Origin of the sequence: Pseudomonas sp. S31 (genome assembly GCF_016648105.1) — a bacterium.
Lineage (GTDB): Bacteria > Pseudomonadota > Gammaproteobacteria > Pseudomonadales > Pseudomonadaceae > Aquipseudomonas.
Genome location: NZ_JACVVE010000009.1, coordinates 52,897 through 68,027, shown reverse-complemented (window position 1 = coordinate 68,027; position 15,131 = coordinate 52,897). Strand labels below are relative to the sequence as shown.

Here is a 15,131-nt window from a genome sequence, read left to right as displayed (position 1 = left end):
CAACCACCAACAATCACGTTTTGACTGAGTGCGAGCTAGGCCCGAGGCACGAATCAATCAGCTCAGCAGTATCTAGCAAACGCTGCCTCAAAGCAGGAAGCAGCACGATACCAACGATGGATCTACGTTGGGCCAACTCAAGTACCGCATGAAGAACCGTATCAGAGTGCCGCATTATTTCTATCAGATGTAGCCCACTAGGTCCATTAGCACCAGCCAGCCAATTTTTTGTAGTTCTCTCACTCGCATTGGTCCAGTTTCGTAGGGTCTTTATGGCACGGTGCGAATTCCCGAGCTCGTCCAGCAGTGCTGATGCTAGGGCATGAGCATAGACATCTGCACTGATTGGAAAGGAAATGCCCATTTTCGCGATCATTTTTCCACCTCCCCTTCCTAGATTTAATAGTTGATGACCAGCGATAGGCGTACAGCAAGCTGCCTCACCCTTACTGGTATGCCATGAACCGACACAATAGGTCTGCCCATGCGACAAATTACATCATTTAGCGCAGAAGCTAATAACAACGCAGCGGCTTATGTCCGGATGTCGACAGAGCACCAGCAGTATTCTACAGAGAATCAACTGGACACTATCAACATCTATGCACAGACCCATAATCTTAATGTTGTTAAGATTTACACTGACGCGGGAAAAAGCGGGCTTAATCTAGAGGGTCGCGAAGCCCTCCAAAGACTCCTATCTGATGTCGAGTACAAACACAGTGACTTCTCCACCGTTCTCGTCTATGACGTAAGCCGATGGGGTCGCTTTCAAGACCCAGACGTTAGCGCAAGCTACGAAGTGCGATGCCGGCAAGCTGGAGTACGAGTAGAATATTGCGCAGAGCAATTTGTAAATGACGGCTCTCCCGTTTCCAGCATAATAAAAAGCGTTAAACGCATGATGGCGGGCGAATATAGCCGCGAACTTTCCGTTAAAGTATTCGCCGGACAGTCCCGCCTAATCCAGTTAGGGTATCGACAAGGCGGAGCTGCAGGCTATGGCTTGCGCCGCCAACTGATTGACCAGACAGGGAAACCTAAAACCACTCTGCATCAAAAGGAGTACAAAAGCCTTCAAACTGACCGCATAATTCTTACACCAGGGCCGAAGACAGAACAAGAAGTAGTACTGGAGATATATAACGCCTTCATAAAAAAAGCTCAGACTGAAAAGGAGATTGCTGAATCGCTGAATAGACGTGGTTTACTGACCGACCTAAATAGGCCGTGGACCCGCGGGGTGGTTCATCAAATCCTTGTGAACGAAAAATACATTGGAAACAATGTATGGAACCATACGTCATCAAAACTGAAAATGCCTCGAACTATAAATCCCTCTAAAGACTGGGTACGAGCAAACGCAGCTTTCCCTGCAATAGTTGACCAATCTCTATTCATCGCTGCCCAAGCGATCATCCAAGCCCGCACACGCTATTGGTCAAACGAGGAAATGCTCACAGGTTTAAAGGATTTATTCCAAGAAAGAGGCTGCCTATCTGGCCTTATTATAGATGAACAGGAAGATTTACCTTCGAGTAGCTGTTACAGAAAAAGATTTGGAAGCCTGATTGATAGCTATCGCCTAATAGGATATGAACCAACTCGAGATTATGGATTCATCGAAGCCAATCGACATCTACGCGAGCGATTTCCGGAAATCCTAACTGATACTCAATCAAAAATTGAGGCGGTAGGCGGCAAAATTTCAGTGGACCCTAAGACACAATTAATACTTGTCAATGAAGAATTCACAGTCTCAGTGGTTCTATGCCGCTGCCAATTAGTTGGCAGCACACGTCGACGCTGGCAGGTACGGTTTGACTTCAGCTTATTTCCAGACATCACCATTGCCGTTCGTATGCTACCCGGAGAAAGAGAAGTATTAGACTATTACCTTTTCCCTATGATTGACCTGATAGCACCAAATTTGAGACTGGCCGAATTTAACCCTCGAGAGCTTGAGCTATATCGATTTGAAAGCCTGGACATATTGTCCACTCTTAGCAAACGGTTTCACTTGTCGAGCGCCGCATAATGAACGCGCCTCAAGAGACCCCCTTGACATTACATGTTGCTCGGGCCTCAACAATTGAACAAATACCACTTGAACTTATACGAGTTATCAACCCTAGACAGCGAAATAAGAAAGTATTCTCCAGACTGGTCGATAGCATTGCGACTTTAGGATTGAAGAGACCGATAACGGTAGCCCGCACTAGTACAGGTTTTGATCTAGTATGTGGTCAAGGGCGACTGGAAGCGTTCAAGGCTCTCGGAGAACGAAGCATACCATGCGTAATCATACTGGCTAGCGAAATAGAAAGGTATTTAATCAGCCTAGTCGAGAATCTAGCTAGGCGTAAACACTCTAAACTTGACCTATTAGAAGCAATTAACTCACTCCACGACCGAGGATATACAACCAAACAAATATCGGAAAAAACCTGCCTTGATTATAACTATGTGGGCGGAATATTAATCTTACTTCGCCAAGGAGAGGAAAGATTAATCAGCGCCGTGGAAAAGGGTTGGCTCCCGATTAAAATAGCCATAACAGTTGCACGATCTGACGACACCGTTATTCAAAACGCCATGCTTGAGGCATATGAGAGCGGACTGTTAAAGGGCAATCAACTGATGAAGGTGCGCCAGTTGATAGACAGTCGCCGAGCAACTGGAAAATGCTTCAGCCACCAAAAAAAACAAGAGCAGATTACAACTTCGCGCCAGTTGCTTAATGCCTATCAATCTGAGGTTCGCAGACAAAGAATCATGGTAAAAAAAGCAGACATCGGAGAGCAGCGCCTACTTTTCGTCGTTACCGCCCTAAGGAAACTCCTATCAGATGAATACTTCTGTTCCTTGCTGAAAAGCGAAGGAATTGAAGACATGCCACAGGTTCTGGCGGACCGGGTAAAGGGGGAAACATGAGCGAAGTTAAAAATGCTTTTGACAACAACCTAATAACCATTCCAACCTCCCAGCTACTGCCATCAAGAATAATTCCAGCTGCCACTTTTGGCTCACCTAAATATTTATCAATACTCGCATCCGTGCGAGAGCTCGGAATAATTGAACCACTTGCCATCCATCACGAGCCTATCGATTTAAACGAACAACCGCCAAGATACTTAATACTTGATGGACACCTGCGGCTCGCTGCATTAAAACAGCTTGGAGCACGACACGCACTCTGCTTACTCTCTACAGATGACGAAGGCTTCACATACAACAGACAAATAAACAGACTGACGCCAATCCAAGAAAGCAAGATGATTATACAGGCAATCGAGAGAGGAGTTTCAGCTGAAAGAATTGCTGAGGTTCTCAACATTAGCATTGATCGAATTCATATACGCCAAAACCTATTAAAGGGCATAGCGACCGAGGCCATTGAATTACTAAAAACACGGATGGTTGGGCAACCCGTATTCCACATATTGCGTAAAATGAAACCAATGCGTCAAATTGAAGCTGCAGAAATGATGATCTCAGCCAACTGTTACACTGGACGCTATGCGCATATGGTTCTTACCGCCACGAGACCTGAAGACTTAACGGAGTCGAAAAATTCCGTTGAAGGGGTATCTCCAGAAAACATCCTGAAAATGGAACGCGAGATGGAGAGACTTTATCATGACTATCGACTTGTTGAGGATACTCTGGGTGAGACTATGCTAGTCCTCGTAGTAGCCAAGGGTTATCTCTGTAGGCTCCTACGCAACGAAGCTATTTCAGCGTACTTAAATCGTTTTGAACCTGACCTGTCTCGTGAACTAGTTGGCATCATGGATGCGGTAACAGCAGACTCTAGAAATCTAGATCGAGAGTAGCTATATATAAAGCTGAAGAAATCACTGGGATGTTTATAACTAAAAGCTATGGCCAAAAATAAAGATCAGATGATGCGCCCTTGCGGAGTCATCCACTCGTCGGGTATTTGTCCGTCAAGCTACATGACGATCCAGCGCCTACCGGAAAAATCAAAAATCATGCCAAAAATCAATAATCTGTACAAAAACCTCAACCCCTGAAAAATTTTTCAGCAAAAACAGATGGCTAGATCACAGTTGGAGTTACCCTCGGGGCACCAAATCCAGAAAAAAACCTTGCTTCGGCAAGGTTTTTTTTTGCCTGGGATTCAGGTTTTCAAGGAAGAACGCGCATGCTTTCGTACGCGAAGCGCAGTCGCAAATGGCGGCTGCCCAGTTTCATGAGGGTTTTGGCGACATCACCCCAAAGGTGCTTTCAGCGAAGATCACCACTTCCCTGGAGGCGTTGCTGGGCATGGCCTACGGCGTGACCGCCGTGTTCATCTTCCTGGGGCGCCTGGCTTGGCGCAATACCAAGGGCGAGGCTGATCAGCCGGAGTCTGGACGCAGCGGCGCGATCCAGCCTGAGCCTCAAACAGATATCGAAGCGCTCTTGCAGCAGTCCACTGTCCTGTCCGAACAACTCGCCGAACTGCGCGCTCTGCATGACACTCACGTCAGCGAGGTGAGTCAACGCTTGAATCGGCTGACCACCGCAGCCTGGATTCTGACCTGCCTGGTGGCGATCCTCACGGTGGCCTGCACATTCCTCACAGTGCTTCTACTTCGCCTTGGTTGATTCGTGACCACTTCGCGCGCCCATGCTGATCAACCACTCGGCAGGGTCGGTTTTTTGTACCTGGAGTTATGCTAGGTCAGTCCCTGCAGCGCCTCCACAATCGCCTGAGGCAGATCGCCAGTTCGTAACAATACCTGTTCACACCCGCCGACATGCGCCGCTCATGACTCTCAGGTGAACCCCGCACGCTGCCAGCTACTCCACAGCGAAACCAAGCTGTGGAGCCTGTCATGACCACACTCACCCCGCCTGCAACACCGAGCGATCTGCGGATGCTAGCGATCGATACCTGGTACGCCACGTACGAAGACGTGGCGCTACGCAAGGAATGCCCAAGTACCTACCACGAGACGCTGCTGCGCCAGGCGGATGAAATGGACCGTCAGAAGCTCGTCGAGTGGAAGGAGTGGCGCGACTTGCGCGTCTTGGCCGATGAGGCCTTTCTGGTAGCGGTAGCCGGTGGCGATTATCGCGGCGGTTCGACCTGTTCGCCGCCGAGGCAAGATTTGTACAGCGACAACGTCGATGCGTTAGGGTGAGCACTCACGCCTAGAGGAAATTTTCGAGTGCCACACATCGAAGAGCAACTGGCCCACATCCGCACCGGTCAGATGTACAACGACCTGACCCCGGAACTGGTCACCGCCCGCGAGCAGGCAGTCTTGCTCAGCAATGAATACAACGGCGCCTTTTCCCGCCCCATCGCCGAGCGCCAGGCCATCCTGAGCCGGTTGCTCGGTAGCATCGGCGAGGGCGTGCATTTCGAGCCGACCTTTCGCTGCGAGTTCGGGCGCAACATCCATATCGGCAACAACTTCTACGCCAACTTCGATTGCGTCATGCTCGATGGCGGCGGCATCTACATCGGCGACGACGTACTGCTGGGGCCACGGGTCGGGATCTACACCTCCAACCATGCCATCGACCCAGCCGAGCGGGCTGCGGGGGGCTGCTACGCCAAGCCGGTGCGCATCGGCAATCGGGTGTGGATCGGCGCTGGGGTGCATGTCAACCAGGGCGCGACCATCGGCGACGGCAGCATCATCGGCTCAGGTAGCGTGGTGACCTCGGACATCCCTGCGAATGTCGTGGCCGCCGGTGTGCCGTGCCGTGTGCTGAGGCCGATCACCGAAGCCGACAAGACCGGTTTCATGGCCTGAGGCCGATCGCCGGGTTGCCGATGGCAGCGCCGCTTGCATCTACAGGCATCAGTGTCGGAGAATCGATGAAACAATTCTCATTCACTGACAACCCATGCCAGCATCCTCCCCCCCTTCTCCACAGGACACCGTCGGCTCGCTGTACCGCGAACACAGCGACTGGCTGCACCAGTGGCTGCGCAAGCGCATGGCCTGCAGCGAGAGTGCAGCCGACCTCGCCCATGACACCTTCGTGCGCCTGTTGAGCAGCCGTCGGGTGTTCGACCTGCGCCAGCCGCGGGCCTACCTGAGCAGCGTGGCGCGCAGCCTCCTCATCGACAGCTATCGCCGCCGCTCGATCGAGCGCGCGTACCTGGAAACCTTGGCAAACCTGCCCGAGGCCGTGGAGGTCTCCCCGGAAACCCGCCTGCTGATCCTCGAGACCCTGGTCGAGATCGATGCCATGCTCGACGGCCTGGGGGCCCGCACCCGCAGCGTCTTCCTGCTGTCTCAGCTCGAAGGCCTGAGCTACGTGGAGATCGCCCGGCGCCTGTCGCTGTCGGTGACCACCGTGAAGAAGCACGCGACACGGGCACTGACCCATGTGTTGTTGCACCTGGAAGGCTGAGCGATGACGCCTGCATTGAATCGCGAAGTGCTCGAAGCGGCCGCCAACTGGTACGTGGAACTGCGCTGCGCGCCAGGCGACTTGGCGCTAGTCGGTGCGCACAGCCGCTGGCTGGCCGCAGACCCCAGCCACGCGGCGGCCTGGAGCCGGGTGGGCATGTTGCAGAGCAAGCTCGATCGGATCACCCCCGGTGTCGGCGAGCGCACCCTGAACAGCGCATTCGCCCGCCGCCGCGCCAGCCTCAAGGTGCTCGGCGTGCTCATGCTCGTGGGTGGCAGCGGCCTGCTTGGCTGGCAACAGACGCCCATGCGCGCCCTGCGCGCCGACGAGCAGACCGCCATCGGCGAGCAGCGCGGCCTGACCCTGGCCGACGGTAGCCAATTGCAACTCAACACCGGTAGCGCAGTGAACATCCATTTCGATGCACGCCTGCGCAGCATCGAACTGGTCCGCGGCGAGATCGCCATCAGCACCCGCCCCGACCCCTTGGCCAGGCCTTTTCTGGTGCACACGCCCGATGGCTCGGTACGCGCCCTGGGGACGCGCTTCGTGGTGCGCCGTGACAGCCAGGGGTCGCAGGTCAGCGTGCAGGAACATGCCGTGGAAGTACGCCCAGCTGCGGCGCCTGGATACGCCACCCGTGTCGAAGCCGGCCAGTGCGCAAGCTTCGACGCGCAAGGGTGCCAGGCGGTCCTGCCGGCCAGCGGTGACGAAGATGCCTGGGTCCAAGGCATGCTGGTGGTCCACGATTGGCGCCTGGAGACCTTCTTGCGCGAACTCGGGCGTTACCGGCACGGCCACCTGGGCTGTTCCAAGGCGGTGGCCGGGCTGCGCATCTCCGGCGCGTTCCAGCTCGACGACAGCGACCTGGTACTGCGCAACCTGTGCACCACTCTGTCACTCCGGGCCCGCCACTTCACCCGCTACTGGATACAGCTGGAACCTGCATGAAGAATCGCTGAAAAAAAGTTCGCCGAGGGGTTATCGATTTTCTTTCTCATTCGACTTGGTCTGTAACTGCACTCACCTGGCCAGCTCGGCGAAAGGAAATCACATGCCCTCTACCCCACTCAACCGCGGACACCGACGCGCCCCCTTGCAACAGGCTTTGCGCCGGGCGCTGCTAGGCAGCGTACTGGCATTCGCCGCCGTGCCGCTGCAGGCCCAGCCGCACTCGACCGCGACCACCGTGGCGATCGCCGCCGGCCCGTTGGAAACGGCGCTCAAGCAGTTCGCTGCCGCCACCTCGACCAGCGTTTCCTATGAGCCGGCCTTGGTCCGTGGCCTGCGCAGCCCGGGCGTCAGCGGCCAGCACAGCCCGAGCGAAGCCTTGCAGATCCTGCTCGGCGGCACCGGCCTGCACATCATTGCCGTCGACGACGGCAGCTTCTCCCTGGCCCCAGACAGCGAAGGCGCCCTGGAGCTGGGCGCGACCACCATCTCCAGCCAGACCCTCAACCCGACCTCCGAGGGTACCGGCTCCTACGCCGCCCGCGCGGTGACCATCGGCAAGGGTGTGCACAGCCTGCGCGAGACCCCGCAGTCGGTCACCGTGATGACCCGCCAGATGATGGACGACCAGAACCTCAACACTCTCGAACAGGTGCTGGACAAGACCCCGGGGATCACCGTCTACGACTCGCCCATGGGCGGCAAGTACTTCTACTCCCGCGGCTTCAACCTCGACGGCCAGTACCAGTACGACGGCGTGCCGCTGGATGTCGGCGGCAACTACGTGCAGGCCAACAGCTTCTCCAGCGACATGGCGTTCTATGATCGGGTCGAGATCCTCAAGGGCGCGGCCGGCATGATGAAAGGCTCCGGCTCCTCGGCCGGTGGCGTCAACTTCGTGCGCAAGCGCGGCCAGGACAAGGCCACCACCACGTTCACGCTGTCCGCCGGCAGCTGGGACAACTACCGCGGCCAGCTCGACGTGGGCGGCCCGCTGAACGAATCGGGCACCGTGCGCGGCCGTGCGGTGGCATCGCTGCAGGACCGCCAGTACTTCTACGACAACGCCGACCGCCAGGACCAGGTGCTGTACGGCGCCATCGACTGGGACGTCACCGACGACACCACCCTGGGCTTCGGCCTGGCCTACGAGGATGTCGATGCCTCGCCGTGCTACCACGGCCTGCCGCGCTACGCCAATGGCGCCGACCTCAAGCTGTCGCGCTCGACCTGCCTGGGCGCCAGCTGGAACGACCTGCAGAGCCAGCGCATCACCGGCTTCGCCGACCTCAAGCACCGTTTCAACCAGGACTGGACGCTGAACTTCGCCTCGGTCTACACCCACAACAACCAGAACATCGAGTACGGCTACTCCGAAGGTTCGGTGCCGGTGGGTGCCAGCAGCGCCGCCATGAACCGCTACGCCGGGCGCTTCGACTACGACCAGGACGACTACGGCTTCGATAGCTACCTCGATGGCAAGTTCGAGGCCTTCGGCCTGGAGCACGAGATCATCGTCGGCGCCAACGCCAGCGACCAGAAGACCCACGACTACTTCGCACTGATGTCGCTGAGCGGCAGCCAGAACCCGTTCGACCCGTCGTCGAACTTCCCGCGACCGTCCAAGGCCGACTACCTGGCCAACCCGATCCGCGGCGGCAGCGAGCCGACCGACACCCGCACCCGCCAGTGGGGCACCTATGCCAACCTGCGCCTGAAGCTGGCCGAGCCACTCACCCTGGTGCTCGGCGCCCGCGTGAGCTGGTACCGCAACAGCAGCGACTCGTACACCCAGGCCTGGGACTACTGGGTGCACAACCGCAGCCAGGAGAACGGCCAGGTCACGCCGTTCGCCGCCGTGCTCTACGACCTCGACGACCAGTGGACCGCCTACGCCAGCTATTCGGATATCTTCCAGCCGCAGGGCAACCTGGTGAATGCCCAGGGCCAGGCCTTGCAGCCCAAGACCGGTGCCAACTACGAGATCGGCATCAAGGGCGAACTGCTCGACGGCGGCTTGAACACCGCGTTCAACCTGTTCCGTACCATCGAGGACCACCGCGCCGAAACCGACTATGCCGATGTCTGCCCAGGCTCGGGCGATGGCTATTGCTACACCGACAGCGGCAAGGTCCGCGCCCAGGGTTTCGAAGCCGAGATCAGCGGCTCGCCGATGGATCGCCTGCAGCTGCTGGCAGGGTACACCTACACCCAGACCAAGTACCTGAAGACCATCAACGATACCGATCCCACCGAGCTGACCTTCACCTCCAGCTTCATCCCGCGGCACATGCTCAAGGTCTGGGGTGACTACCAGCTGGCCGGCGAGCTGGACCGCTGGACCCTCGGTGCGGGCGTCAGCAGCCAGAGCGAGAACTCGCGCAAGACCGGCAGCACCCGCGTGGTACAGCCGGGCTACACCCTGTGGAGTGGCCGCGTGCAATACCGCATCGACCAGAACTGGAGCATCGCGCTCAACGGCAACAACCTGTTCGACAAGAAGTACTACGCCACCATCGGCGCGCCGGGCTGGGGCAACTTCTATGGCGAGCCGCGCAACTTCATGGTGACCTTGAAAGGCACCTTCTGACCTGACAGTGATGGACAAATCATCCCTGTAGGAGCGGGTTTACCCGCGAAGGCGTCGGTGATTTCACCACAGCCTTCGCGGGTAAACCCGCTCCTACAGGGAACGCGCTGCCTTTGGGAATTCGCCTATCGCGTCAGCACCGCGCGCACCACGTGATCGGCCATCGCCCGTCGCGTCTGCAGCGTTGCGCTGCCCAGGTGCGGCTGCAGCACCACATTGTCCAGGGCGAACAAGGCCTCGGGCACCTGGGGCTCCTCGGCGAACACATCCAGCGCCGCACCGCCGAGCCGGCCATCGCTCAGCCGCGCCACCAGCTCGCTCTCATCGACCACGCTGCCGCGCGCCACATTCACCAACACCCCTTCAGCACCCAGCGCCTCCAGCACCTGGCCATCGACCAGGTGCCGCGAGCCTGTGCCGCCAGCAGCGGCTACCACCAGGATGTCACTGGCCGCAGCCAGGCTGCATGGATCGGGATGGTAGGCATAGGCGCAATCTGCCAGCGCCCTTCGGTTGTGATACGCCAGCTCGACCCCGAACGGCCGCAGCCGCTCGGCGATGGCCTGGCCGATCCTGCCCAGACCGATAATGCCGACTCGCTGCCCGCGCAAACTGGTGCCCAGCAATGGGAAGCCTCCCTGGCGCCAGCGGCCGGCCCTGACGAAACGGTCGGCCACGCACACCTGGCGCAGCAATGCCAAAAGCAGCGCCACCGCCTGATCCGCCACGGCATCGGTGAGGATATCGTCGGTGGTACTGACACGGATGCCGCGAGCGCCAGCCTGCTCCAGGTCGATGGCATCGACCCCTACGCCATTGACCGCGATCAGCGACAGCTTCGGCAACGCCGCCATGAGCGCCGGTGGAACGCCCTGCACGCCATTGGTGACGACTACCTCGAAGCGCTCCGACCGTTCGGCCAACAGCGCCTGGCGGGCGTCGGCGTCATACGCCCGCACCAGCTCGAAACGTTCGGCCAGATAGGCTTCGTGCTCGGCCAGCAGCGGCGCCAGCATCAGCAACGCAGGCTTGCCCTGGATGATGCTCATGCCGCCTCCAGCTGCAGTCGCGTGTCTGCCTGCTCCTTGCGCCGGCCGAGCATCGCCGCCGGAATGGCCAGGATCAGCAAACCGCTGACGAACAGGCACAAGCCAAGCACGTAGGTGCCGTTGTTGATGTCACCGGTGAGGTTCTCCGCCACCGCAGTGATCATCGAGCCGGTGAAACCGGACAGGTTACCGATGGCGTTGATCATGCCGATGCCCGCCGCCGCCGCGACACCCGAGAGCACGGTGCCCGGCAGGGTCCAGTAGATCGGCATGAGGCTGAGCACGCCGGAGGCGGCCACGGTCAGGAACAGGATCGACAGCACCACGTTGCCAGAGAACGCCGCACTGAGGATCAGCCCGCAACCGCCGATGAACGCCGGGATCGCCGCATGCAGGCGGCGTTCGCCGGTGCGGTTGGAGTGGCGCGCGTTGAGGAACATGGCGACCACCGCCACGCCATAGGGGATGGCAGTCAGCAGGCCGATTTCCAGGCTGCTGGTCACCCCAGCGCTCTTGATGATCGACGGCATCCAGAACGCCAGGCCGTAGAAGCCGGTGTTGAAGGTCAGCAGGATGAACACCAGCAGCCACACGCGCGGATTGAAGAACACCTCGCCCAGGCGCGAGACCTTGCCGCCCTCCTCCTGCTGCAGGTTGGCCTTGAGCAGTTGCTTTTCAGCGTCCGACAGCCAGCCGGCCTTGTCGATGTTGTCGCACAGGCAGGTGAACACCACCACCGCCATGATCACCGAAGGCACGCCTTCGAGCAGCAGCATCCACTGCCAGCCAGCCATGTCGTGCCAGCCATCGAGGCTGGTCATCAGCCAGCCCGACAGCACGCCGCCCAGGGTCAGGCTGACCGGCATCGCCATCAGGAAGCCCGACATCACGCGGCTCTGCCGATGGGTCGGGAACCAATAGTTGAGGTACAGGATGACGCCGGGGAAGAAGCCGGCCTCGCAGATGCCGAGCAGGAAGCGCAGCACGTAGAACATGGTGCTCGACTCGATGTGGAAGAACACCGCCAGCGGCTGGGTAAACGCCACGGCCATCGAGATGATCGCCCAGCTCAGCATGATCCGTGCGATCCAGAAGCGCGCGCCGTAGCGATGCAGCAGCAGGTTGCTGGGCACCTCGAACAGGAAGTAGCCCCAGAAGAACACGCTGGCGCCCAAGGCATACACGGTGTTGCTGAACTGTAGGTCGTCGAGCATGCTCAACTTGGCGAAGCCGATGTTGACCCGGTCCAGGTAGGCCGCCATGTAGCACAGCAGCAGGACCGGCAGGATACGCAAGATGACCTTGCGGTAGGTGCGATCTTCGAAAGCCTGATCGCAGGCGGGGTCGACAGTTTGATGTTCCATGGCCAGCCTCTCGGCATGTCATGCATGCCTGATTGTTGTTATCGAAGGGGCACCGGGCGCGAGCACGCCCGGTGGTACTGCTTCAGCGTCGGTCAGCGAATCGGTTCGCGGCTGGGCTGGCCATCGACCAGGCGCAACAGCCCCAGTGGGTTGGCGTCGCGCAGCGCCTCGGGCAGCAACGCATCGGGGAAGTTCTGATAGCACACCGGGCGCAGGAAGCGGTCGATCGACAGGGTGCCGACCGAGGTGCCACGGCTGTCGGAAGTGGCCGGGTATGGCCCACCGTGAACCATGGCGTCGCACACCTCGACACCAGTCGGATAACCGTTGACCAGCACCCGCCCGGCCTTCTGCTCGAGTACCGCCACCAGCGGCGCGGCGTCGGCCAGGTCGCCAGGCTCGCCGATCAGCGTGGCGGTCAGTTGCCCGCCCAACGCGTGCAGCGCGGCCAACAACTGCGCCTGGTCGGCCAGCTCGACCAGCACCGTGGCAGGGCCGAAGACTTCCTCTTGCAGCAGCGGTTCAGCGTCCAGCAGCAATTGCGCATCGGCCTGGAACAGCTGCGGCCAGGCCTGGTTGCCCTGCTGCTCGGCGCCGGCCAGATGGCGAATGCCAGCCTGCGCCTTGAGCGTGGCGACACCGTGGGCGTAGCTGGCCAGGGTGCCGATGTTGAGCATGGTCTGCGGCGCCTGGTCGGCCATCTGCGCCCGCAGGTGCTCGACGAAGGCGCTGAATTCAGGGGAGCGCACACCCAGCACCAGGCCAGGGTTGGTGCAGAACTGGCCACAGCCCATGACCACCGAGGCGGCCAATTCACGGGCCACAGCCTCACCACGGGCGGCCAACGCGCCTGGCAGGACGAGCACGGGGTTGATGCTGCTCATTTCGGCGAACACGGGGATTGGCTGTGGCCGCGCCGCAGCCATGTCGCACAGGGCGCGGCCGCCCTTGAGCGAACCGGTGAAGCCGACCGCCTGGATGGCCGGGTGCTTGACCAGCGCCTCGCCGACCCCACCGCCGAAGATCATGTTGAACACGCCGGCCGGCATGGCGCAGCGCTCGGCAGCGCCGACGATGGCCTCGGCCACCCACTGCGCGGTGGCCATATGACCGCTGTGCGCCTTGAACACCACCGGGCAGCCGGCGGCCAGTGCCGCAGCGGTATCGCCACCGGCGGTGGAGAACGCCAGCGGGAAGTTACTGGCGCCGAACACCGCTACAGGCCCCAGGCCCATGCGGCACTGGCGGATGTCCAGGCGTGGCAGCGGGGTGCGCTGGGGCTGCGCCCGGTCGATGCGGGCACCGGCGAAATCGCCGCGGCGCAGCACCGTGGCGAACAGCCGCAACTGCCCGCTGGTACGTGCCCGCTCGCCCTGGATTCGCGCTGGCGGCAACGCCGTCTCCCGGCAAACGGTGTCGATGAAGTCGTCGCCCAGGGCGTCCAGCGCCTCGGCGATGGCCTCGAGAAATTCGGCGCGGCGCGCTGCGGACAACGCCCGGTAGCTCGGGTAGGCAGCGGCCGCTGCCAGCGCGGCTGCGTCCACTTCCGCGTCGGTGGCCTGATGGAACGCTTCGGGCAGCGCCTGCCCGGTACGTGCATCGACACTGTGCAAGGCCGCTTGGCCGGTAGCGCGGCGAACCCCGCCGATGAATTGTTGGCCTGCAGATGAAGTCATGGGTGGTTCCTTGGCGTTGCGAAAGACATTGGGCGCTAATCTAGGCGGCTCTGCGATTCTTGCCCAATGGCTTTTAGGGATCATTCGATAACGGCTTGTTATCAATCCCCTTGCGTACGCCGTGCATTGGCCACGAGGATCTCGGCGAACTCCAGCGCCGCGCCACTCAAGGGCTCGCCTTTGCGAGTGAGGATGCCGTAATCCTGGGGCGTCAAGTGCAGCGGCGTGTCGAGGTTGACCAGCACGCCGCTGGCCAGGTGCGGCTCGACCATCGCCTGGGGCAGCATGCCGATCATCGGGCCGCCCAGCAGCACCTTGAGGAACGTCTGCATCGAGATGGTATCGATGGTATTGCGCGGCACCGCCACTCCCGCCTCGGCGAACGCCCGTTCCATGCGCCCACGAATCGGCGTGCCCTTGGGGTAGAGGATCCACGGCCATTGCAGCAACTGCGGCAGGGTCACCGGGCCGGCATCGCTCAACGGGTGCTGGTCGTTGACCACGAAGCAGAACGGCTCGGGGGCCAGCGGCTGGAAGTCGAAGCGCTGGTGCTGCGACACATCGGTAAAACGCGCCACGGCCAGGTGCAGGTTCTTGTCTTCGAGCATGGCCATCAGGTGGTCGCTGGTCTGCTCCACCACCTCGATCGACAGCAACGGCTTGCGCTGCTTGATCTCGACGATGGCATCCGGCAGCGCCACGGCGGTGGCAGCAAAGATGCCGCCCACCTTCAAGTGGCCGTGACCGCCCTGGCGCAGGCTGTCGATCTGGTCGACGAAGTTGCGTGCGTCGTTGAGCGCGACCTGGGCATAACGCACCACCTGTTCGCCCAACGCGGTAGGCGGCATGCTGCGCGGCAGGCGCTCGAACAGGGCGAAGCCGAGCAGGTTCTCGATCTCCTTGAGCATCTTGCTGATCGCCGGCTGGCTGAGGTTCATCTGTTGCGCGGCCAGGTGCATGTTGTGGGTGCGCCCGAGCGTGTCGATGAGCAACAGGTGGCGGAACTTGAGCCAGTTGCAGACGTGGGAGAAAGACAGGTCCGACATGGAATCCACCTTTGGTGCAATAACCTGATGTTATCGAATAGTGAAAAGATGCCATTGGAGTTTATCGCGTGGCT

13 protein-coding genes are annotated in these 15,131 nt (G+C 59.7%); 9 read left to right on the top strand and 4 right to left on the bottom strand.

Features of this window, described 5'->3' with window-relative positions; genetic code table 11:
• Nucleotides 1–484 precede the first annotated feature (484 nt).
• The 9 genes from IAE37_RS09250 to IAE37_RS09210 all read left to right on the top strand — a co-directional run bounded on the left by IAE37_RS09250 (nucleotide 485) and on the right by IAE37_RS09210 (nucleotide 9,922).
• The gene (locus IAE37_RS09250) at nucleotides 485–2,038 is read left to right on the top strand and encodes a recombinase family protein (RefSeq protein WP_201172553.1); all 1,554 of its coding nucleotides are present in this window, start codon (nucleotides 485–487) and stop codon (nucleotides 2,036–2,038) included.
• A complete protein-coding gene (locus IAE37_RS09245; protein WP_201172550.1) occupies nucleotides 2,038–2,934 on the top strand; it encodes a ParB/RepB/Spo0J family partition protein in 897 nt (298 codons plus the stop codon). Before IAE37_RS09250 ends, IAE37_RS09245 begins: the two co-directional genes overlap by 1 nt.
• Nucleotides 2,931–3,836 carry a ParB/RepB/Spo0J family partition protein gene (locus IAE37_RS09240; RefSeq protein WP_201172548.1) on the top strand — a complete coding sequence of 302 codons (906 nt, stop codon included), beginning with the start codon at nucleotides 2,931–2,933 and terminating at the stop codon, nucleotides 3,834–3,836. The genes IAE37_RS09245 and IAE37_RS09240 overlap by 4 nt, the downstream gene beginning before the upstream one ends.
• 361 nt (nucleotides 3,837–4,197) lie before the next feature.
• Nucleotides 4,198–4,614, top strand: a complete 417-nt coding sequence (locus tag IAE37_RS09235; protein ID WP_201172546.1) for a hypothetical protein — start codon at nucleotides 4,198–4,200, stop codon at nucleotides 4,612–4,614.
• Between the two features lie 230 nt (nucleotides 4,615–4,844).
• Nucleotides 4,845–5,153, top strand: coding sequence for a hypothetical protein (locus IAE37_RS09230; protein ID WP_328822710.1), 309 nt, complete (start codon nucleotides 4,845–4,847; stop codon nucleotides 5,151–5,153).
• A 27-nt stretch (nucleotides 5,154–5,180) separates the two neighbouring features.
• Nucleotides 5,181–5,774: a sugar O-acetyltransferase gene (locus IAE37_RS09225; RefSeq protein ID WP_201172544.1), complete on the top strand. Its 594-nt coding sequence runs from the start codon at nucleotides 5,181–5,183 to the stop codon at nucleotides 5,772–5,774.
• Nucleotides 5,775–5,868: 94 nt separating this feature from the next.
• Nucleotides 5,869–6,381 (top strand): sigma-70 family RNA polymerase sigma factor, encoded by a 513-nt coding sequence (locus IAE37_RS09220; protein ID WP_201172542.1) that lies wholly within the window; start codon nucleotides 5,869–5,871, stop codon nucleotides 6,379–6,381.
• Between the two features lie 3 nt (nucleotides 6,382–6,384).
• On the top strand, nucleotides 6,385–7,332 hold the full coding sequence (locus IAE37_RS09215; RefSeq protein WP_201172540.1) for a FecR domain-containing protein: 948 nt from the start codon (nucleotides 6,385–6,387) through the stop codon (nucleotides 7,330–7,332).
• Between the two features lie 103 nt (nucleotides 7,333–7,435).
• Nucleotides 7,436–9,922 (top strand): TonB-dependent siderophore receptor, encoded by a 2,487-nt coding sequence (locus IAE37_RS09210; protein WP_201172539.1) that lies wholly within the window; start codon nucleotides 7,436–7,438, stop codon nucleotides 9,920–9,922.
• 125 nt (nucleotides 9,923–10,047) lie between these two features.
• Here IAE37_RS09210 and IAE37_RS09205 read toward each other — a convergent pair whose 3' ends face one another.
• From IAE37_RS09205 to IAE37_RS09190, 4 genes are all read right to left on the bottom strand, one after another.
• Nucleotides 10,048–10,971 (bottom strand): 2-hydroxyacid dehydrogenase, encoded by a 924-nt coding sequence (locus IAE37_RS09205; protein WP_201172538.1) that lies wholly within the window; start codon nucleotides 10,969–10,971, stop codon nucleotides 10,048–10,050.
• On the bottom strand, nucleotides 10,968–12,335 hold the full coding sequence (locus tag IAE37_RS09200; protein WP_201172536.1) for an MFS transporter: 1,368 nt from the start codon (nucleotides 12,333–12,335) through the stop codon (nucleotides 10,968–10,970). The genes IAE37_RS09205 and IAE37_RS09200 overlap by 4 nt, the downstream gene beginning before the upstream one ends.
• 92 nt (nucleotides 12,336–12,427) lie before the next feature.
• On the bottom strand, nucleotides 12,428–14,011 hold the full coding sequence (locus tag IAE37_RS09195; RefSeq protein WP_201172534.1) for an aldehyde dehydrogenase (NADP(+)): 1,584 nt from the start codon (nucleotides 14,009–14,011) through the stop codon (nucleotides 12,428–12,430).
• Nucleotides 14,012–14,112: 101 nt separating this feature from the next.
• A complete protein-coding gene (locus IAE37_RS09190; protein WP_201172531.1) occupies nucleotides 14,113–15,057 on the bottom strand; it encodes a LysR family transcriptional regulator in 945 nt (314 codons plus the stop codon).
• Between the last annotated feature and the right edge of the window lie 74 nt (nucleotides 15,058–15,131).